Source organism: Massilia sp. Masssp93 (assembly GCF_059491295.1).
This window is the reverse complement of the sequence record NZ_CP168502.1, coordinates 5873350-5894236: the sequence shown is the minus strand read 5'-3', so window position 1 is coordinate 5894236 and position 20887 is coordinate 5873350. Positions and strand designations below refer to the sequence as shown.

General features: G+C 64.4%; 13 protein-coding genes and 1 tRNA gene. 10 read left to right on the top strand and 4 right to left on the bottom strand.

Annotated elements, in window-relative coordinates; translation table 11 throughout:
- Window positions 1-5 precede the first annotated feature (5 nt).
- Window positions 6-81 (bottom strand) — tRNA-Val (locus ACEN9Q_RS24545).
- 353 nt (window positions 82-434) lie between these two features.
- On the opposite strand from ACEN9Q_RS24545, the gene ACEN9Q_RS24540 reads away from it, so the two are divergent.
- The 5 genes from ACEN9Q_RS24540 (at window position 435) to ACEN9Q_RS24520 (ending at window position 8951) form a co-directional block, all read left to right on the top strand.
- Window positions 435-2657, top strand: a complete 2223-nt coding sequence (locus ACEN9Q_RS24540) for a TonB-dependent receptor (protein WP_495626349.1) — start codon at window positions 435-437, stop codon at window positions 2655-2657.
- Window positions 2658-3132: 475 nt separating this feature from the next.
- On the top strand, window positions 3133-4977 hold the full coding sequence (locus tag ACEN9Q_RS24535) for a S8 family peptidase (protein WP_495626348.1): 1845 nt from the start codon (window positions 3133-3135) through the stop codon (window positions 4975-4977).
- A gap of 150 nt (window positions 4978-5127) precedes the next feature.
- Complete coding sequence (locus ACEN9Q_RS24530) at window positions 5128-6774, top strand: S8 family peptidase (RefSeq protein ID WP_495626347.1); 1647 nt, start codon at window positions 5128-5130, stop codon at window positions 6772-6774.
- A 114-nt stretch (window positions 6775-6888) separates the two neighbouring features.
- On the top strand, window positions 6889-7965 hold the full coding sequence (gene dinB, locus ACEN9Q_RS24525) for a DNA polymerase IV (protein ID WP_056437823.1): 1077 nt from the start codon (window positions 6889-6891) through the stop codon (window positions 7963-7965).
- An 89-nt stretch (window positions 7966-8054) separates the two neighbouring features.
- Complete coding sequence (locus ACEN9Q_RS24520) at window positions 8055-8951, top strand: recombination-associated protein RdgC (protein WP_495626346.1); 897 nt, start codon at window positions 8055-8057, stop codon at window positions 8949-8951.
- Between the two features lie 89 nt (window positions 8952-9040).
- On the opposite strand, the gene ACEN9Q_RS24515 is transcribed toward ACEN9Q_RS24520, so the two are convergent.
- A complete protein-coding gene (locus ACEN9Q_RS24515) occupies window positions 9041-10663 on the bottom strand; it encodes a catalase (RefSeq protein WP_495626345.1) in 1623 nt (540 codons plus the stop codon).
- A 141-nt stretch (window positions 10664-10804) separates the two neighbouring features.
- Entirely contained in the window at window positions 10805-11290 is a 486-nt protein-coding gene (locus ACEN9Q_RS24510) for an asparaginase domain-containing protein (protein ID WP_056437836.1), read from the bottom strand.
- 135 nt (window positions 11291-11425) lie between these two features.
- Between ACEN9Q_RS24510 and ACEN9Q_RS24505 the strand changes: the two genes are divergently transcribed.
- The 4 genes from ACEN9Q_RS24505 to ACEN9Q_RS24490 all read left to right on the top strand — a co-directional run bounded on the left by ACEN9Q_RS24505 (window position 11426) and on the right by ACEN9Q_RS24490 (window position 17579).
- Window positions 11426-12190, top strand: a complete 765-nt coding sequence (locus tag ACEN9Q_RS24505) for an L-asparaginase (RefSeq protein ID WP_495626344.1) — start codon at window positions 11426-11428, stop codon at window positions 12188-12190.
- Between the two features lie 295 nt (window positions 12191-12485).
- Window positions 12486-14282 carry a YadA family autotransporter adhesin gene (locus ACEN9Q_RS24500; RefSeq protein ID WP_495626343.1) on the top strand — a complete coding sequence of 599 codons (1797 nt, stop codon included), beginning with the start codon at window positions 12486-12488 and terminating at the stop codon, window positions 14280-14282.
- Window positions 14283-14440: 158 nt separating this feature from the next.
- Window positions 14441-15274, top strand: a complete 834-nt coding sequence (locus ACEN9Q_RS24495) for a response regulator transcription factor (protein ID WP_495626342.1) — start codon at window positions 14441-14443, stop codon at window positions 15272-15274.
- Window positions 15275-15305: 31 nt separating this feature from the next.
- On the top strand, window positions 15306-17579 hold the full coding sequence (locus ACEN9Q_RS24490; RefSeq protein ID WP_495626341.1) for a sensor histidine kinase: 2274 nt from the start codon (window positions 15306-15308) through the stop codon (window positions 17577-17579).
- A 21-nt stretch (window positions 17580-17600) separates the two neighbouring features.
- On the opposite strand, the gene ACEN9Q_RS24485 is transcribed toward ACEN9Q_RS24490, so the two are convergent.
- Entirely contained in the window at window positions 17601-18575 is a 975-nt protein-coding gene (locus tag ACEN9Q_RS24485) for a D-2-hydroxyacid dehydrogenase family protein (protein WP_495626340.1), read from the bottom strand.
- 443 nt (window positions 18576-19018) lie between these two features.
- Here ACEN9Q_RS24485 and ACEN9Q_RS24480 point away from each other — a divergent pair, with 443 nt between their 5' ends.
- Window positions 19019-20884, top strand: a complete 1866-nt coding sequence (locus tag ACEN9Q_RS24480) for a phosphoenolpyruvate carboxykinase (GTP) (RefSeq protein ID WP_495626339.1) — start codon at window positions 19019-19021, stop codon at window positions 20882-20884.
- Window positions 20885-20887: the final 3 nt, after the last annotated feature.

Here is a 20887-nt window from a genome sequence, read left to right as displayed (position 1 = left end):
GAACCTGGTGGGCGCTGAGAGGCTCGAACTCCCGACCTAATCCTTGTAAGGGATCCGCTCTACCAACTGAGCTAAGCGCCCGTCACTTTGTTCCGGTTTCTTGCCAACGTTTGTCATCACGTCCGAAGAGGCCCGAATCATAGCGTATCCCTTCAAAAACGTGCAAGGGTTTTTCAGAAAAAAGTGAACAGGAATGCAGCGTGCCACTTTCTCATATACAACAAACTGTTGTAAGGATGTATGCGGCCGGCTGTATTCCTTGCATAAGGATATACACATAATCGACAATTGCCGTTTTACACGCCGGCAATATTTAGACATCAACAACCAGGTGCGAGTTTGCCGAGGCCCACAGCCTGCCCTACCCGGGTGCCTCAGGAGAGACAGCGGAGACAACGCGGCAGTTTTTTTCACTCTTCCCTAGGAAAAACTCAATGATCAAGATGTCCAAGATGCACAAGCGCGTCATCGCCGCGCATGGCGCGGTGCTGGCGCTGGCCGCCGCACCCGGCGGCGCGGCCCTGGCCCAGACTGCGCAGGCGACCCAACTGCAGACGGTTACCGTGACCGCGCAGCGCCGTACCGAAAACATCAAGGAAGTACCGGTGTCCGTCACCGCCATCAAGGGCGAAAAGCTGGACGTGCTCGTGTCCGGCGGCGCAGACATCCGCCTGCTGGCGGGTAAAACCCCCAGCCTGAACGTTGAGTCCTCGAATGGCCGCACGTTCCCGCGTTTCTATATCCGCGGCTACGGCAACACGGACTTTTCGGAATTCGCGTCGCAACCCGTGTCGCTGATCTATGACGACATCGTCCAGGAAAACCCGATCCTCAAGGGCTTCCCGATCTTCGACCTGGCCGGCGTGGAAGTGCTGCGCGGCCCGCAGGGCACGCTGTTCGGCCGCAACACCCCGGCCGGCGTCGTGAAATTCGAATCCGAAAAGCCGAATTTTAAAAAGGTCGAGGGTTACTACAACCTGTCGTACGGCACGCACGGCACCACCAACGTCGAAGGCGCGGTCAACGTGCCGCTGTCGGACAAGTGGGCGATGCGCGTATCGACCCTGCGCCAGCACCGCGACGACTTCGTCGACAACTACAGCGACATCGCGAAGACGAACAAGACCGGCGAACTCGACGGCTACAACGAACATGCCGAACGCGTGCAATTCCTGTACAAGCCGGATACCACGTTCAGCGCCCTGTTCAACGTGCACCAGCGCACAACCACCGGCAGCGCCCGCCTGTTCCGCGCGAACCTGATCAAGAAGGGCACGAACGACATCGTCGACGGCTACGACCTCGACAGCATCGTCACCAACGCCCAGAATTTCCAGAACCTCAAGACGAACGGCGCCAACGCCCGCATCACGTGGGACCTGGGTCCGGTCCTCTTCCACTCGATCACCGGTTACGAGTCGGTCGGCAATTACTACAGCCGCGGCGACATCGACGGCGGCACGCCGCAAGGCCCGGGCTTCATCCCGTTCCAGTCCGAGACGGGCGGCTTCATCGACGACCTGAAGCAGTATTCGCAGGAATTCCGCGTCGAATCGAAGGATGCGGGCCCGCTGCACTGGCAGGCCGGCGTGTACTACTTCAAGGAAGACGTGACGGGCGGCAGCGACGGCTACAGCAGCGCCACCGGCGCCCGCACGTCGCGCCAGTCCAGCGAGCAGAACAACAAGGCCTGGGCCGCGTTTGGTTCGGTGATGTACAACATCAACGACGCCCTGTCGGTGCGCGGCGGTATCCGCTACACGGACGACAAGAAGGACTTCCACACCGTCACCGCGATCGGCTTCACTCCGGTCGGCCCGAACAGCGTCGGCGAAAGCCGTGACAAGATCAACTGGGATCTGTCGAGCACGTACAAGCTGAATGCCGACGTGAACCTGTACGCCCGCATCGCGACCGGCTTCCGTGCCCCGAGCATCGCGCCGGCCTCGACCTTCGCACCGGTGGGCATCACCGTCGCCGACGCCGAGACCATCACGTCGTACGAAGGCGGCATCAAGGCCGACCTGTTCGAGCGCCGTGCCCGTGTCGCGTTCTCGCTGTACGACTACGACGTCAAGAACCAGCAGCTGACCGTGGTCGGCGGCAACACCAACGTCACCAAGCTGATCAACGCGAAGAAGACCGAAGGCCGCGGCGCCGAATTCGACTTCGAAGGCCTCGTGACCCCGGACCTGCGCGTCGGCGCCAGCGCCTCGTACAACTTCACGGAAATCCGTGACCCGAGCCTGTCGCTGAGCAAGTGCGCAGCTTGCACGATCACCGACCCGCTCAACGCCGCCGGCAACGTCGTGATCGACGGCAACCCGCTGCCCCAGGCACCGAAGTGGATCATGAACCTGAACGCCCGCTACAGCATGCCGGTGGGCGATGGCGAGTTCTACGTCTACACCGACTGGTCGTACCGTTCGAAGATCAATTTCTTCCTGTACGAAGCGAAAGAGTTTACGGGCAAGCCGCTGACGGAAGGCGGCCTGCGCCTGGGCTATATCTGGGCGGACGGCAAGTATGAAGTGGCCGCCTTCGGCCGCAACATCCTCGACCAGCGCCGCATCACCGGTGCGATCGACTTCAATAACCTGACGGGCTTCACCAACGAACCGCGCACCTACGGTGTTCAGTTCAAAGGCAACTTCTAAGGTTTAGCAAGTCGTCGGACAGAAAGGCCGCGAGCGATCGCGGCCTTTTTTTTGCCCCAAAGATTGTGCCAAAAACCGGGCTCTGACCCCGAATTGACGACTTCAGATCAAACTTGCGGAGAAGGTCGTGCGACACGATTGAGCTATCTCAACGCCCATAAATTGGATCTGTGTGCAACGCCAGAAAGTCACCGCACATTGTTAATTCACGGGCAGTTTTATTGGCGATATCTTCTTCTGTTGAGTTCACATTTTTCCGAAGAATCTAGGTTTTAGCGCTATCAGATCGGCGATGTGTTGTATAGACATCGAATTCAATTGTGAAATTTCTACACGGTTATTCCTTTCGCGCTAATCTGCCGTGTCCGCTTTCACACGGGCAATCGGTGCTCACAAAATGACGCCGAACAACTAGATCTCAGGCAATCCTGCCTGCGGAAAATCAAACTTTTGTGTTTTTCTAAAAGGAATAAACATGAAGTCTCAGCAATCGAAGTATCCGGCAATGTTGAAACTGTGCGCCGTGGCCGTCCTCGGTCTCGGCGCCGGCGTCGCGGGCGCGGGGACGCCCGCGAACGTGCAGGCCGCACCCGCCGGGAAGCAGATGGTCGTCGCGGACCTGACCGACCGCATCATCGTCAAGTACAAGGACGAGAGCGCACCGGTTGCCGTCAAGAGCGCGAAAGGCATGGCGACCATCAGCCGCAGCGCCGCGCCGCTGGCGGCATCGCGCAAGGCCATGGTCGACCGCGCCGGCCAGCAGTTCGGCATGCTGGTGAAGGAATCGCATTCGATCGCCACCGGCGCCCGCGTATTCAAGCTGGACCGCAAGGTGTCGCTGGCCGACGCCGCCAGGCTGGCCGCCGACCTGAAGGCGCGCGATGCCTCCGTCGAGTACGCCGAGCCGGACCGCATGATGCACCCGCTGTTCACGCCGAACGACTCGATGTACAGCCAGCAGTGGGATTACTTCGAAGCGACCGGCGGCATGAATCTGCCGGCCGCCTGGGACAAATCGACCGGCACCGGCATCCGCGTGGCCGTGATCGACACGGGCTACCGTCCGCACGCCGACCTGTCGGGCCAGATCCTGGCCGGCTATGACTTCATTTCCGATACCGCCGTGTCGAACGACGGCAACGGCCGCGACAGCGATGCCAGCGACCCGGGCGACTGGGTGACGGCGGGCGAGTGCGGCAGCGGCCAGCCGGCCGAGAACTCGAGCTGGCACGGCACCCACGTGGCCGGCACCATCGCCGCGCTGACGAACAACGGCACCGGCGTCGCCGGCATCGCGTACGGCGCCAAGGTCGTGCCGGTGCGCGTGCTCGGCAAGTGCGGCGGCTACACGTCGGACATCGCCGACGGCATCATCTGGGCGTCGGGCGGCACCGTGTCCGGCGTGCCGAACATCGCGGCGCGCGCCCAGGTGATCAATATGTCGCTGGGCGGCGGCGGCGCCTGCGACACGACGACGCAGAACGCGATCAACAGCGCCCGTTCACGCGGCACCGTGGTCGTGGTCGCCGCCGGCAACGAGTCCCAGAACGCCAGCAACAGCAACCCGGCCAACTGCGCCGGCGTGATCGCAGTGGCGGCGACGAACCGCTCCGGCGGCCGCGCCTCGTACTCGAACTACGGCACCATCGTCGACGTCGCGGCACCGGGCGGCGATACCGGCGCCGGCATCCTCTCGACGCTGAACGCCGGCACCACGTCGCCGGGCGCCGACAGCTACGCTTCGTACATGGGGACGTCGATGGCGACGCCGCACGTGGCGGCCGTCGCTGCGCTGATGTTGTCCAAGAACCCGGCCCTGACGCCGGACGACGTCGAAGCCCGCCTGAAGTCGAGCGCACGGCCGTTCCCGGCCAGCTGCTCGGGTTGCGGCGCCGGCATCGTCGACGCCTCGGCCGCGATCGATGCGGCTGCAGGCACCGGCGGCGGCGGCGGCACGACGATCTCGGAATCGGAGTCGAACAACACGGTCAGCACCGCCGACAGCGTGACGACGTCCGGCACGACGGTCAACGGCACGATGGGCAGCTCGACCGACTCGGACTATTTCGTCGTCCAGCTGCCAGCCGGCAAGACCCTGACCGCGACGATGACGCCGAACGCGAGCTCGGACTACGACCTGTACATCTACAACAGCGCCGGCACCTTGCTGTCGTACAGCGAGAACGGCACGGGTTCGGTGGACAGCGCGACGTCGTCGAACACGGGCTCGAGCACGTCGGCCCGCTATGTGCGCGTCGTGTACTACGCCGGCGGCACCGGGTCGACCAGCGGCAAGTACACGCTCAAGCTGACTTGGTAACGCCTGTTATAACAGGAATAATTACCGTTAAAATTCAATCACTTAACTGAAATTTTCCTGTTGTAAAAAACCCGAAAACGGCCCGTTGCGGGCCGTTTTTCGTTACGCTGCCCAGTTCGCTTAGTTCGGTACTCCCGGAAAGGATGCAGCATGACGCAGCGCCACACGATGTCCCCGATGTTGAAACTTTGTGCCGCGGCCCTGATCGCCCCCGCCCCGCTGGTTGCCGGCGCCGCCGGCCAGGACGCGGGCCTGGGCACCCATTACGTGGTCCAGACGGACCGCCTGATCGTCAAGTACAAGGACGACGGCGACACGTCGAAGACGGGCGTGGCGGCACGCGGCATCGACCGCGCGCGCCAGGCGCTGATCGACCGCGCCGGCCAGACCTACGGCGCCACCCTGCGCGCGCTGCGCGCGACGGCGAACGGCGCGAACGTCCTGCAACTCAACCGCACGATGTCGCTCGACGAGGCGCGCCAGCTGGCCGCCGAGCTCAAGTCGCGCGACGCCAGCGTCGAGTACGCCGAGCCGGACCGCATCATGGTCCCGCTGGCCACCCCGACCGACCCCAGCTACACCCAGCAGTGGGACCTGTACGAGGCCACCGGCGGCATCAACGCGCCGGCCGCCTGGGACAAGTCGACCGGCGCCGGCATCAACGTGGCCGTGATCGACACGGGCTACCGTCCGCACGCGGACCTGTCCGGCCAGATCCTGCAGGGCTACGACTTCATCTCCACGAGCACCGTCGCCAACGACGGCGGCGGCCGCGACGCGGACGCCAGCGATCCGGGCGACTGGGCACCGGCCGGCAGCTGCGGCACGGGCATCCCGGCCGCGGACCAGAATTCGAGCTGGCACGGCACCCACGTGTCCGGCACGATCGCCGCGAAGACCAACAACGGCCTCGGCGTCGCGGGCATCGCCTACAACGCCAAGGTCGTCCCGGCGCGCGCGCTGGGCCGCTGCGGCGGCTACACGTCGGACATCGCCGACGCCATCGTCTGGGCGTCGGGCGGCACCGTTACCGGCGTGCCGGCCAATGCCAACAAGGCGCGCGTGCTGAACCTGTCGCTGGGCGGCAGCGGCGCCTGCGACACGACGACGCAGAATGCGATCAACAGCGCCCGTTCGCGCGGCGCCGTGGTGGTGGTCGCGGCCGGCAACGCGAACACCAACGCGTCGAACACCAACCCGGCCAACTGCGCCGGCGTGATCACCGTCGCCGCGACGAACCGCGCGGGCGGCAAGGCGTCGTATTCGAACTACGGCACCAACGTGACGATCGCGGCACCCGGCGGCGACAACGGCGCCGGCATCCTGTCGACCCTGAACTCGGGCACGACGACGCCGGCGTCGGACAGCTACGCCGCGTACATGGGGACGTCGATGGCGACCCCGCACGTGGCCGGCGTCGTTGCGCTGATGCTGGCGGCGAATCCGAACCTGACGCCGGACGACGTGGCCGCCAAGCTGAAGTCGACGGCGCGCGCATTCCCGGCCCCGTGCTCGGGCTGCGGCGCCGGCATCGTCAACGCGGCGGCTGCCGTGAACGCGGCGCTGGCGTCCGCCACGACCACGACGCCTCCGACGACGACGGCCGTGACCTGGACCACGTGCGCCACCGAAGGCGGCACGTGCTCGTTCAGCGGTACGCGCGACGTACGCTACGGCACCGCCACGAGCTTCGTGACGAAGACGTTCACGAATGCCGTCAAGTGCTCGAACACCGTGTTCGGCGACCCGGCGCACGGCATCGTCAAGTCGTGCAGCTACTCCAGCGCGACGAAGTAATACCTGCCTCATCCGCCGCCGCGTCCTGCGGCGGCGTTCCCACTTGCATTAAACCCACAATCCGACGATACTGTATGCAATTACAGTAGTCGCTCGGCGCGGGCGACCGTCACCGTGAACGCCCACGTCCGCAAGATCATCCACTGCGATTGTGATTGTTTTTACGCATCCGTCGAGATGCGCGACGATCCGTCCCTGCGCGGCCGGCCGCTGGCCGTGGGCGGGCGGGCCGAGCAGCGCGGCGTGGTCGCCACCTGCAATTACGAGGCGCGCCGCTACGGCATCCACTCGGCGATGGCGACGGCGCAAGCCGTCAAGCTGTGCCCGGACCTGATCCTCATTCCGCCGAACATGGAAAAGTATCGGGTCGCGTCGCGCCAGATCATGGACATCTACCGCGACTACACCGACCTCGTGGAACCGCTGTCGCTGGACGAAGCCTACCTCGACGTGACCAACTCGCCGCACTGCAAGGGCAGCGCCACGTTGATCGCGCAGGAGATCCGCCGGCGCATTGCCGAGACGGTCGGCATCACGGCGTCCGCCGGCGTCGCGCCGAACAAGTTCGTGGCCAAGATCGCCAGCGACTGGAACAAGCCGGACGGGCTGTTTCTCGTGAAGCCCGGCGAAGTCGACGCCTTCGTTGCCGCGCTGCCCGTGAAAAAATTGTTCGGCGTGGGCAAGGTGACGGCTGCCAAGCTGCACAGCCTCGGCGCGCAAACCTGCGGCGACCTGCGCGACTGGAGCATCGACAAGCTGCAGCAACACTTCGGCTCGTTCGGCACGCGGTTGCACGACTTGTGTCGCGGCATCGACTACCGCGACGTGAATCCCGTGCGCGAGCGCAAATCGATCAGCACGGAGGAGACGTACACGCCGGACGTGCCGGATCTGGCCGCCTGCCTCGCGCTGCTGCCCGACCTGTACGAGCACTTGCTGGGCCGGATCAAGCGCAATAATGCTGAAAAATTCATCAACAAGTTATTTGTAAAAATTAAGTTTGCCGATTTCCAGCGCACGACGGTCGAGTGCGTCGGCTACGCGCCGAACCTGGAGACGTACCGCCACCTGATGGAGACGGGCTGGTTGCGCGCGAGCCGTCCCGTGCGCCTGCTGGGCGTCGGCGTGCGGCTCAGCGATACGGAGACGGTCGAGCAGCTGAGCTTGTTTGACGAACGTGCAACACATTAAAAAACCATCGCCAACGACGTGAATTTTGCCGCCAGTCAGCGTGTAGAATGTCGTTCCTTTGAAATATCGAGATAACTGGAAGCAACGTTATGTGGTTCAAGAATCTTCAGATCTACCGCCTGCCCGCACCGTGGAATTTTTCCCCTGAACAGATGGAAGAGGCGCTGCAGTCGCAGGCGTTCACGCCCGCCAGCAGCAATGAATTGCTGCGCCAGGGCTGGGATTCGCCACGCGGCAACGGCAAGCTCGTCCACGTCGTCAACAAGCAGATGCTCATGATGCTGGGTACGGAAAAGAAATTGCTGCCGAGCTCGGTCATCAACCAGGTCGCCAAGGCCAGGGCCGCCGAGCTGGAAGAGCAGCAGGGCTTCCCGCCGGGCAAGAAGGCGATGAAGGAACTCAAGGAACGCGTGGCCGACGAGCTGCTGCCGCGCGCCTTCTCGATCCGCGGCAACGTGTGGACGTGGATCGACCCGGTCAACGGCTGGCTCATCGTCGACGCGGCCAGCCCGAGCAAGGCCGACGACGTCATCAAGCTGCTGCTGAAGGCCGTCGACAAGATGCCGCTGGAATCGCTGCGCGTGCAGCGCTCGCCGGTCGCCGTGATGACGGGCTGGCTGGAATCGGACGAGGCGCCGTACAACTTCACGATCGACCAGGACACGGAACTGCGCGCCACGGGCGAAAGCAAGGCCGCCGTGCGCTACGTGAAGCACTCGCTGGACCCGGAAGACATCCGCCGCCACATCGCCGCCGGCATGCAGTGCACGCGCCTGGCCATGACGTGGAACAGCCGCATCTCGCTCGTGCTGACCGAGCAGCTGGCCGTCAAGGGCATCAAGCCGCTGGACGTGATCAAGGAAAACGAGACCATCACCTACAGCGATGACGAACGCTTCGACAACGACGTCATGCTGATGACCGGCGAACTGGCCAAGATGCTGGCGGATCTGGTCGAGGCGCTGGGCGGCGAGGCGAAGGCGTAATTTGGCGGTGTGCATGGTGGGCACCCCGTGCCCACCGATCGTGCCGCGCCAACAAAACGGCCTGGATGCATGTCCGGGCCGTTTTGCTTTTATTTCGCCGCCGCCACTTCCTCCGTGGTCGCCGGCTCCTTCTTGCCGCCGCCGGTTTCCGGCTGGCCGCCCGTGTACGTCGGCGTCTCGCGGCGCTGTCCCGGCGCCGGCTTGCCCGGCAGCGGCTGCAGGGCCCTGGCCTGGTCCAGGTCGATGCCGGCGACCTCGGCCACGCGGCGGCCATAGTCCTCGTCGCAATGCCACAGATGCCACACCATGCGCAGCTGGATCACGTCGGGACATTTCTTGAGGTCGCCGCCGACGTTGTTGACGAGTTCGTCGCGCTCCCAGTCCGCGAACGTGCGGTAGCGCTCGCCCGCCTGCCGGTAGTCGTCGGCCGTGCGGCTCGTCTGGTAGCGCCCCAGGTGGCCCTCGACGTGCTGGTGATAATCCTTGTCCGGCTGCGGCGCTTCACCCAGGCCGCCCAGCAGGCTCGGTTCGTAATTGATGTGTTTTTCTTCGCCGCCGCCGTCGACATAAAACGTCATCTGGCCGTCGCGCTGGTTCGTGCGCGCCATGGCTTTGTCTTGCGGGGCATTGATCGGTAGTTGCAGGTAGTTCGGACCGACGCGGTAGCGCTGGGTGTCCGAGTACGACAGCGTCCGGCCCTGCAGCATCTTGTCGTCCGAGAAGTCGACGCCGTCGACGAGCACGCCCGTGCCGAAGGCCGACTGTTCCGTTTCGGCGAAGACGTTGTCCGGGTTCTTGTTCAGGACCATGCGGCCCACGGGCAGCAGCGGGAACTGGTCTTCCGGCCAGCGCTTGGTGTCGTCGAGCGGGTCGAAGTCGAGTTGGGGATGTTCGCCGTCGCTCATGACCTGCACGCAGAATTCCCATTCCGGAAACTCGCCGCGCTCGATCGCATCGTACAGGTCGCGCGTGGCGTGGCTGGTGTCGTGCGCCTGGATCTCGGCGGCTTGCTGGCTCGTCAGGTTGCGCACGCCCTGTTTCGGTTGCCAGTGGAATTTGACGAGGTGGGCGATGCCCTGGTCGTTCACGAGTTTATACGTGTTGACGCCCGAGCCTTCCATCTCGCGGTAATTGGCCGGGATGCCCCACGGGCTCTTGACCCACGTAACCATGTGCAGCGCTTCCGGATGGCTGCAGATGAAATCGTAGAAGCGCCACGGCTCCTGCTGGTTCGTGACGGGGTCCGGTTTGAAGGCGTGAATCATGTCCGGGAACTTGATCGCGTCGCGGATGAAAAAGACCTTCAGGTTGTTGCCCACGAGGTCCCAGTTGCCGTCGACCGTCTTGAGCTTGACGGCGAAGCCGCGCGGATCGCGGGCCGTCTCCGGCGAGTCCTTGGCGCCGATCACGGTCGAGAAGCGCACGAACACGGGCGTCTGCACGCCTGTCTCGTTGAGCACGCGGGCGCGGGTGTACTTGCCGGCCGGCTCGTCGCCGATCTTGCCGTAGGCTTCGAAGTAGCCATGCGCGCCCGTGCCGCGCGCATGCACCACGCGCTCGGGGATGCGTTCGCGGTCGAAGTGGGTGATCTTTTCGATGAACTGGTAGTTCTCGAGGGTGGCCGGACCGCGTTCGCCGACGGAACGCATGGACTGGTTGTCGCGGACGGGATGGCCCTGGCGCGTGGTCAGGGTGGGGCGCTGCTCGCTCATCGCAATGGCTCCTCAGGTTCGTGGGGAAAACCATTATAGGAACTGGCGAACGCGCGCAGCGCCCGGCACACCGGGGTCAGAGCCCGATTTTGGGAAATTTCCAAAATCGGGGCTCTGACCCCGGTGGTGGGTTACAGTGGGTTACAGTGCCTGGAACACGCCCGCTGCGCGGTTCTTCGTGACGTTATCCCAGGTGAACACTTTGCCGTTCATCGCCACGTAGACGCCCGGCGGCAGCGTCTGCGCCGCGGCGCAGGCGAAGCCCAGGTTGAACAGCGCGTCCGAGTTGGCGATCTCGTACGGGATCATGGCGCCCGTGAAGACGATGGTCTTGTCCGACACGGCCGCGCCCAGCACCTCGGCCGTTTCGCGCATCGTATCTGTGCCGTGCACGATCACGATCTGCTTTTCGCTGGCGCCCTGGCACGCGGCCAGCACGTTCCGGCGGTCGCTGTCCTGCATGTCCAGCGAATCGAGCAGGGAGACGACCTGCAGCTCGACGGGAATGGTCATGCGGGAACGCGCGATGACCTCCGGCAGGTGGCTTTCGGCAAAGCCCAGAACGCCGTTGAGTTCGTTGTAGTGTTTGTCGAAAGTGCCGCCGGTGGCGATGATCCGCAAAGTCATGATGATTTGAAAACTCGGTAAAAAAAGGTGGGTAATGATAGCCGCAAACCGTAGTGTATCCGTATGTGTCTGCGCTAGAATCGTTCGGATCGGATGAGTATCCTTTCTCCTTTTTGGGCCGAGCCCGTCTTCCCAATGAAACCCGTCGCACCCGGAACCGTCATCTTCCACCGCCATCGCGGTTATGGCGTCATCACCCACGTCAACCTGCTGACAGGCTGGATTTCCGCACGCTTCGGCAACGAAACGCGTACGCTCGACCTGAACCTGTCGACCGACGAAGTGCAGCACGCCGACGGCGAAGCGATCCTGTTCCGCCGCTCGCCGCCGGACCGCATGCCGCATGCGCGCCTGATGGCGATGGTGCGCGAGCTGCACAAGGCCGGCTACGAAAAATTGTATTTGTATTCCTGGCCGAAACCATCCGGGCTGCACTGGCGCTGGCATCTGTTCACGGGCCAGCGCGACTGGATGCAGAGGCCGTGGCGCGAAGGCTGGTACGGCTCCGGTGCCGACTACAACAACAATCCCGTGATGGGCTGGAGCGACGCGCCCGGTGCCAGCACGGACGAGCTCATCCACGCGCTGGCGATGTTCGACCCCGAAGGCCTCGCGCGCGCGCTCGGGCGCGACGACGACCACACGGCCTGGTTCGCGAACGTGTGCGACGCGCTGCTGCCAGGCTACATGTATTCCTTCGACATGGCGCCGATGCAAAAGAACGCGGACGGCGGCCTCGTCGAGATGCCGCCGGTGCCCGTCGTGCCCGTGCGCGCCGGGCTACCCGCGTACGCCGGGCCCGTGATCGAATGGCCGCCCGGATGGGCCGGATTGTGGACGCGCCGGCACGAGATGCCGATGCGTAAGCCCGATTTCACGGGCGAACCCGAGCTCCGCTAGTTCAGCGTCTCCCCGGACCGGTTCCGGTTCCCCGCACCACGCCTTCATCGCAGTAGCGCCTGTCCGCCGGTGCGGATTCCGCTCGCGGTCCACCTTCGCGACAACTCCCGGTCGCATGCGGGAGGCTCGTGCTCGTTCATCGATTAGTCCGAACGCCGAACTATTTCCTGAAAATAAAAGATTTATTGCTCTACGGAAAATATTTGCCTCGACGACGTCGTCCAAACTCCTCGCCAATACAAAAAAGAGGAGACGACGTGGTCACACAGGCAAATTTATATTCTATGGAACAGACATGAGCAATAAACAACAAGCGTTTGCGCGTCCGGCACGTCGTCTGCCGGTGAAATCGAAAACCTCGCTCGCCGTCGCGATCAGTGCGGCCATGGTCGCATTTGCCGCCTCCGCGCCGGCACGGGCCGACTATACGCAGAACGGCAGTACGACCAAGGTGTCCGCATTCTGTGACGGCAATATCGCGATTTCGGGCAGCAGCACCTATCCGGCCACGGCAACCGGTTGCGACAATATCGCGATCGGTGCCTCGGCTACCTCGAACGCAACCTCGCCGACCGCGTACAGCGAAGCCATAGCGGTCGGCCGCATGACATCGGCGACCGGGCTCGCGGCGACGGCACTGGGCGGCAACTCCACCGCGAACGGTGACCACGCGACGGCAGTCGGCGCCAGCGCCAGCGCCATCGGCGCGCAGGCAACGGCAATCGGCGACAGTGCCGTCGCGAACGGGGCGACGGCTGCCGCATTCGGCTCGGGCGCGTCCGCGGTCGACCAGGCGACGGCAATCGGCCAAGGCGCCAAGGCCACGAACGTGAATTCCGTTGCGCTGGGCGCCAACGCAACCACGCGTGCCGCGACCACGGTCAGCAACGTGACGGTGGGCGGCGTGACCTACAATGGTTTCGCGGGCACGCCGGCCGGCGTCGCGAGCGTGGGCACTGCCGGCGCAGAACGCCAGGTCGTCAACGTGGCGGCTGGCGAAGTCAGCGCCACGAGCACGGACGCGGTGAATGGCTCGCAGCTGTATTCGGTCACCAGCCAGGTGTCATCGGTGACGAACCAGGTCAACGCGGTGGCGACCCAGGTCAACACGGTGTCCGGCAAGGTGGACGCGGTGGCGACCCAGGTCAACACGGTGTCCGGCAAGGTGGACGCGGTGGCGACCCAGGTCAACACGGTGTCCGGCAAGGTGGACGCGGTGGCGACCGAGGTCAACGCGGTGTCCGGCAAGGTGGACACGGTGGCGACCCGGGTCGACATGGTCTCCGGTAAAGTGGACACGGTGGCGACCCAGGTCAACACGGTGTCCGGCCAGGTGTCGACGTTGACGACGAACGTTTCCTCGCTGACGACGACCGTCGACAAGATCATGGCGAGCGCCCCGACCGGCACTGTCGCGGATCAGACGGGAACGGCAATCGGCCGCAACTCCGCCGTGAGCGCGGCGAACGGCACCGTCCTGGGCAGCGGCGCCAACGTCTCTAAAGACAACGGCACGGGCGTGGGCGTGAACGCGACCGTCTCGGCGGCAAACGGTACCGCGGTCGGCACGAATTCCAAAGTCACCGCGGCGAACGGCACCTCGATGGGTACGGGCTCGACCGTTTCCGGCACGAACTCGACCGCCATCGGTACGAACAGCCAGGCCACCGCCAACAACGCCGTCGCGCTGGGCGCGAACTCGGTTGCCGACCGGGACAACACGGTGTCGATCGGTTCGGCCGGGGCCGAGCGTCAACTGGCGAACGTGGCCGACGGTACGGCGCCGACGGATGCCGTGAACCTGCGCCAGTTGAACGGCGCGCTCGATTCGGTGCACGACGAGCTGTCGCAGTATCGCAAGGACGCGAACGCGGGTACGGCGAGCGCGATCGCGGTGGCGAGCCTGCCGCAAGCGGTCCTGCCGGGCGAGAAGGTCGCCACGCTGGGCGCCGGCACGTACGGCGGGCAAAGCGCGATCGCGGTCGGCATCTCCGCCGCGACCGAGAAATGGCTGGTCAAGGGTTCGATGTCGAAACCCGTGTCGCGCCATGGCTCGTTCGGTGCGGGCGTGGGTGTCGGTTATCGCTGGTAACCTGGAAACAGGCAGTGCGGGCAAGCCCCCGCATTGCCTGGCGTTGCGAACGGTGCAATTGATTTCCCGTAAAGACTCACAGGCTGCCTTATAATGTTTACATTCTTTGCAAAGCTTGTGCCGTCGGTAACATTAGCCGCCTCACCGTTCGTAGTTCCATGCCGTCCCGCCTTTCCCGCCCGACGCTGCCACATACCGCCCAGGATGTCGCTGGCGCCCATATCCTTGTCGTGGACGACCGTCCCGACGAACTCCAGTTACTGATCGAAATCCTGCGGGCGTCGCGTTGCCGGATCAGCGTCGCGTTCGACGGGGCACAGGCGTACAACCGTGCGCAACTGATCGTGCCCGACCTTATCCTGATGGACGTGCGCATGCCGCGCATGGACGGTTTTACCGCCTGCCGTCTGCTGGCCGCGAACCCCGCCACGCAAGCCATCCCGATTCTCATCCTGACGGCCGTCGACAAGCTTGACGAGCGCATTCACGGGCTCGAACTCGGTGCGATGGACTATATCGTCAAGCCGTTCGAGCCGGCGGAGGTGATTGCCCGGGTCCGGAATCATTTAAGGAAAATCATCCGCAGGCGCCTGGACGAGCACCTGCCCGAGTTTCCCGACGGACCCGATGCCGCGCTGGTTCGCGCGGCTGCCGCGGCGCTGTTGCGCGACTTGCGCCATGCACCGACGGTCGAAGAACTCGCCAGGCTCGTCGGTACGCACGAAAAGCGCCTGTCCCGGGCGTTCCGCGACAATCTCGGCCAGACCGCCGGCGAATATATCCGCGAAACCCGGCTGAAGACGGCCCGGCGCTTCCTGAGCGAGACATCGATGACCATCAGCGATATCGCCGAAGAAATCGGTTTTTCTACGGTAGGGAATTTCGCCACGGCATTTCGCGAACGCTTCAACATGACGCCGTCCGACTGGCGGCGCCAGAAAGGCCGGATCGGGGACGACCACCGGCCCGTGGAGCAGCCGGCCGATGCATAGGCGGGGCAACGTACAGGTGCCGGCCTGGCGCATGCTTCTCGTTGGCTTGTTGTTCACGTGCCTCTCGCTTTGCGGCATCCGGGCCGCCACGGCCGCCATGCCCGCGCCGCCGGACGGCATGTCGATCTTCGAGGATCCGACGTCCGCGCAGACAGTCGACCAGGTCGCAGCGCGCCTCGGTGACCCGCGCGGCGGCTTCCTGCCGGCGACGCGAGCGCGGCTCAATCCCGGATTTTCGCGCGCCGCATGGTGGGTGCACGTCACCGTCGTCAATCGTGCCGACGACGCGCGCGCGCTCGTGCTGGCACTGCAGGATCCCCGGATCGACGGCGCCCAGTTCTACACGTTGCGGGACGGCACGTGGCGCGCCGACACCGTTTTTCCGGCCAGCGCCGCAGCCGATGCGGCGCGCCTGCGTTATCCGGTCCTCGACGTGCGCGTCGGCCCGCACGACGGCGTTCCCGTACTGGTGCGCATCACGTCCCGCAAGCCGATGCGCCTGCAGCCCGCGGTCGTCGCCTGGCCGGCCTGGCATGCCAACGAAGTCCGCGCTGCCCTGTGGGATGCCGCGCTCCTCGGCGGGTTCGTGGCGCTCGCGTGGTGCGCGCTGCTGATCGGCCTGTTTTCGCGTAGCGCCGCCTTCGTGTTGCTGGCCATGGTGGCGCTCGGCACTGCCGCGTACGAGGCAGGCATCCGCGGCTACCTGCGCGCGTTTTTATTCCCGTCGTCGCCCGAATGGGTGGCCCGCGGCGAAACGATGTCCGTCTATTTCGCGATCGCGTGCTTCATCCTGTTCATCCTGAAGATCGCGAGCGGCGAGAAGGTCCGCATACCCGTGCGCGTCGCATATCTGGCGATATTCGCGCTCGAATGGGTCGGCATGGCCGGGGCGGCGTTCGGCGACCTGCATGTGTTCGTCCGCTTTTGCGCGGGCCTGAACGTTACGTTCGGCGTGTTGAATATCGGTCTGGCGCTGTTGCTCGCCAGACGCCGGACCCCGACCGGCCGCCTGATGCTCGCGACGGTCGTCTTTTCGTTGTTCAATTACGTGATAAGGGCCCTGGACGGACACGATGCGTTGCCACCGGCATTGCTTTGGTTGCACTCCGATATTTTCCCCAACCCGATCATCGCAATCATCGGCCTGGCGACGAATCTCGTGGTCCTGGCGGCCTGGATCCATCACGTCGGCCGGCAACGCGGAGAAGCAAGGCAGCATCTGGAACAGCAGCAGCGAACGGAACAGGAACGCCTGCGGGCAGAAGTCGCGAAGCGCACGCTGGCGCTCAACGACGCCCTGCACCAGGCACAGGTCAACGTGCGCCAGAAGGTCGAAATTCTCGGCTACGTGAGCCACGACCTGCGCGCCCCGCTGTCCACGATCAACGGCTATGCGAAACTCTTGTTGGAGACGGCGACACAGCATCAAACCAGGCTGATCCAGTCCATCGACCGCAGCATCCATTATCAGCTCGCCCTGATCGACGAATTGCTCGAATTCACGAAAGCCGAACTGCAGCCACTCGACCTCGATCCGCAGGCAACCGACCTGCCCGCCTTCCTGGACGATATCGGCCGCTACGCCGTCGCGCTGTGCGCCCAGCAAGACAACCGGTTCACGTATCGCGCCCTGACGCCGCTGCCTCGCACCGTGATCATCGACGGGACACGCCTGCAGCAAGTGCTGCTCAACCTGCTGTCCAACGCATCGACATTCACGCGCGACGGCCAGGTCTCGCTTGCCGTCGATGCGCACGACGACGGGGGCACATACGATATCGGCATCGAAGTCGCCGACACCGGCATCGGCTTCGACGCGGATGGAAAAGCCGATGTCTTCCAGCCGTTCCGGCAAGTGCATCCGACCGATGGCGGAACCGGGTTGGGGTTGTTCATCGCCGACCGCATCGTGCGGTCCATGGGCGGCACGCTGCGGGTGGCCAGCGTGCCGGGCGCCGGCACGTCGATCTCGTTCCGGATCGCCGTGCGCGCCGTCGGATCCGATTTCGCGCCGCCCATGCATGCCGATCGGCCGGCGCCGGCGCCTGGTCCCCACGCCTTGCCGGCCTGTCCGGATCCTGGCGCCCTCGACAGGCTGGCCGGATTCGCGCGCAGCGGCCGTTTCAGCGACATCGAAACGTGGATCGACGCCCATGCGGCCCGCGCCGACTACGCGCACTTCCTCGAGGAAGTGCGGCGTCGCACCGATGCCCTGGACTTCCGGGGCATCGAAAGGCTGGTCGACGCGGTGAAATCGCGCGAGACCGGTGCGCAAGTCACGGTCGGCGCCGATGCTTCCCGTTGAAAAGGGACGGCACCATGCGCGTCAAGGATTCAGGATATTGGTCGGATTTCCGTTCGCGAACTGCACGACATTCTCGAACGCCGCCCGGAAATACAGCTCATAACTGTCGCGCTCGACATAGCCCAGGTGCGGCGTCGCCAGCACGGTCGGAATCTTCAGCAGCGGCGCATCCGCCGCCAGCGGCTCGCTCGTGAACACGTCCAGCGCCGCCTGGCCCGGCCGGCCCTTGCGCAGTGCATGCTCCAGCGCGCCTTCCTCGACCAGTTCCGCGCGGCTCGTGTTCACGAACAAGGCGTCGCGCTTCATGCGGCCCAGGTCGTCGGCCGTGACGATGCCCCGCGTCGCATCGTTCAACCGCAGGTGCAGCGTCACCACGTCGGCCTGCTCGAAGAACGCCGCGCGCGTCGGCGCGGCCGACAAACCGTCCGCGGCCGCGGCGGCACGGCTTTTTTCGCTGCCCCACACCATCACCTGCATGCCGAACGCCTTCGCATAGCCCGCGATCAGGTGCCCGATCTTGCCGTAGCCCCAGATGCCCAGCGTGCGGCCTTTCAGTACGCGGCCCAGGCCGTTGAGCTCGGGATTGATCGAGGCCGTCTGCCACAGCCCGTCCTTGAGGTTATTGGCGTAGGGCACGATCTTGCGGCTGGCCGCCATGATCAATGCCCACGCCAGCTCGGCGGGCGCGACGGGCGAGCCGATGCCCTCCGCGATCGCGACGCCGTGCTCGGTCGCGGCCGCCACGTCGATGTGGCCGGCGACCTTGCCCGTCTGTGACAGCAGCTTGAGGTTCGGCAGCTTGGCCAGCAGCGCGCGCGGAAACGTGGTGCGTTCGCGGATCAGCACGAGGGCGTCGAACGGCGCCAGGCGGATCGCCAGCTGGCCCAGGCCGCGGGTCGAACTGTTGAACACTTTGACGTCGTAGCCGTCCAGCAAACGGAAGCATTCGAGGCCGCGTACGGCGTCTTGGTAATCGTCAAGGATCGCAATTTTCATGGGTGTTGGCAGATGTTATCGGCAAGAAAGTAATGAAATGACAGAATTTGAACGGCAGGAAATAGCCTACTACATTACTCAACCAAAATTCCTACATTTTTGTTATTGAAGCATTTGAAACGGGTTTGCGCAGGTGTAGAATCGACCAGACATAAGAGCCCATGATGTCAGATTGATATTACTTGAGGCCAGTAGCACACGTTCCAACCAGTCCGGCGGCACCGCGCACACGCGTCCCCTGGCTGGCGACATGACCGCCGTAGCGCCGAGCCGTGAACCGCACGGATTCCCTGGTGCGGGCCCACGAGGCCATCCTTGACGACGATCCTGCCGGGACAAGATTAACGGGATTTCGATGACCGCGCGCATTGCAGGCCGCCGCCTCTGCCGCATGAAAAGGCATCGGAATCGCCAGGAATTCTTAATTGGCATTGGAGGTATGTATGAACCAGCCCGTGATGGGCGGCGTCGCCGCACTGAACGTCCCAGCTTACATCAAGCACAACAAACTCATCAATTGGGTGGCCGACATCGCGGCCCTCACGAAGCCCGACGCCATCTACTGGTGCGACGGCTCGGAAGAAGAGTATGACCGCCTGTGCGCGCAGATGGTCGAGGCCGGCACGATGAAGCGCCTGAACCCGGAAAAGCGCCCGAATTCCTATCTGGCGTGCTCCGACCCGAGCGACGTGGCGCGCGTGGAAGACCGCACCTTCATCTGCGCGGCAACGAAGGAACAGGCGGGCCCGACCAACAACTGGGTCGACCCGAACGAGATGCGCCAGACCCTGAACGGCCTGTTCGACGGCTGCATGGCCGGCCGCACGATGTATGTCGTGCCGTTCTCGATGGGCCCGCTGGGCTCGCCGATCGCGCATGTCGGCGTGGAACTGTCGGATTCGCCGTATGTCGCGGTCAACATGCGCATCATGACCCGCATGGGCAAGGCCGTGTATGACGTGCTGGGCAGCGACGGCGACTTCGTGCCGTGCGTGCACTCCGTCGGCATGCCGCTGCAGGCGGGCCAGCAGGACGTGCGCTGGCCGTGCAACTCGACCAAGTACATCGTGCACTACCCGGAAACGCGCGAGATCTGGTCGTTCGGCTCCGGCTACGGCGGCAACGCGCTGCTCGGCAAGAAATGCTTCGCGCTGCGCATCGCCTCGAACATGGGCTACCAGGACGCCCAGCAGGGCGGTCCGGGCTGGCTGGCCGAACACATGCTGATCCTGGGCGTGGAATCGCCGCAGGGCGACAAGAAATACGTCGCGGCCGCGTTCCCGTCGGCTTGCGGCAAGACGAACTTCGCGATGCTGATCCCGCCCGCCGGCTTCGAGGGCTGGAAGGTCACGACCATCGGCGACGACATCGCCTGGATCAAGCCGGGCGCGGACGGCAAGCTGTACGCCATCAACCCGGAAGCGGGTTACTTCGGCGTCGCCCCGGGCACGAACGAAAAGACGAATCCGAACTGCATGGCGTCGCTGCGCGAAAACGTCATCTTCACCAACGTGGCGCTGACCGATGATGGCGACGTGTGGTGGGAAGGCATGACGAAGGAGCCGCCGGCGCACCTGATCGACTGGCTGGGCAACGACTGGACGCCGGCCTCCGGCACCAAGGCCGCGCACCCGAACGCGCGCTTCACCGTTGCCGCCACGCGCAACCCCGTGATCGACCCGGCCTGGGACGATCCGGCCGGCGTGCCGATCTCGGCCTTCATCTTCGGCGGCCGCCGTTCGACGACGGTGCCGCTCGTGACGGAAGCCCGCAACTGGACGGAAGGCGTGTACATGGCCGCCACGATGGGCTCGGAAACGACGGCCGCCGCCGCCGGCCAGATGGGCATCGTGCGCCGCGACCCGTACGCCATGCTGCCGTTCATCGGCTACAACATGAGCGACTACTTCCAGCACTGGCTCGATCTCGGCAAGAAAGTAGCCGCCAAGAACCCGCAAGCGCTGCCGAAGATCTTCTGCGTCAACTGGTTCCGCACCGATGACCAGGGCAAGTTCGTGTGGCCGGGCTACGGTGACAATATGCGCGTGCTGAAGTGGATCCTGGACCGCAGCCAGGGCCAGGCCGGCGGCGTCGAGCACATGTTCGGCACCACGCCGACGTATGGCGACCTGAACTGGACCGGCATCGACTTCACGACCGAGCAATTCGACCGGATCACGTCGATCGACAAGGATGCCTGGCGCGAAGAACTCAAACTGCACACCGAGCTGTTCGACAAGCTGGCCTACCGCCTGCCGCAGGAACTGGTGGCCACCAAGCAGCAGCTGGAGAAGCGCCTGGCCGAGTAACAC

Excerpts from the sequence above, each read along its gene's own strand:
- ACEN9Q_RS24540 (WP_495626349.1), top strand. The coding sequence starts at position 435 with ATGATCAAGATGTCCAAGATGCACAAGCGCGTCATCGCCGCGCATGGC.
- ACEN9Q_RS24535 (WP_495626348.1), top strand. The coding sequence starts at position 3,133 with ATGAAGTCTCAGCAATCGAAGTATCCGGCAATGTTGAAACTGTGCGCC.
- ACEN9Q_RS24530 (WP_495626347.1), top strand. The coding sequence starts at position 5,128 with ATGACGCAGCGCCACACGATGTCCCCGATGTTGAAACTTTGTGCCGCG.
- ACEN9Q_RS24520 (WP_495626346.1), top strand. The coding sequence starts at position 8,055 with ATGTGGTTCAAGAATCTTCAGATCTACCGCCTGCCCGCACCGTGGAAT.
- ACEN9Q_RS24515 (WP_495626345.1), bottom strand. The coding sequence starts at position 10,663 with ATGAGCGAGCAGCGCCCCACCCTGACCACGCGCCAGGGCCATCCCGTC.
- ACEN9Q_RS24510 (WP_056437836.1), bottom strand. The coding sequence starts at position 11,290 with ATGACTTTGCGGATCATCGCCACCGGCGGCACTTTCGACAAACACTAC.
- ACEN9Q_RS24505 (WP_495626344.1), top strand. The coding sequence starts at position 11,426 with ATGAAACCCGTCGCACCCGGAACCGTCATCTTCCACCGCCATCGCGGT.
- ACEN9Q_RS24500 (WP_495626343.1), top strand. The coding sequence starts at position 12,486 with ATGAGCAATAAACAACAAGCGTTTGCGCGTCCGGCACGTCGTCTGCCG.
- ACEN9Q_RS24495 (WP_495626342.1), top strand. The coding sequence starts at position 14,441 with ATGCCGTCCCGCCTTTCCCGCCCGACGCTGCCACATACCGCCCAGGAT.
- ACEN9Q_RS24490 (WP_495626341.1), top strand. The coding sequence starts at position 15,306 with ATGCTTCTCGTTGGCTTGTTGTTCACGTGCCTCTCGCTTTGCGGCATC.
- ACEN9Q_RS24485 (WP_495626340.1), bottom strand. The coding sequence starts at position 18,575 with ATGAAAATTGCGATCCTTGACGATTACCAAGACGCCGTACGCGGCCTC.
- ACEN9Q_RS24480 (WP_495626339.1), top strand. The coding sequence starts at position 19,019 with ATGAACCAGCCCGTGATGGGCGGCGTCGCCGCACTGAACGTCCCAGCT.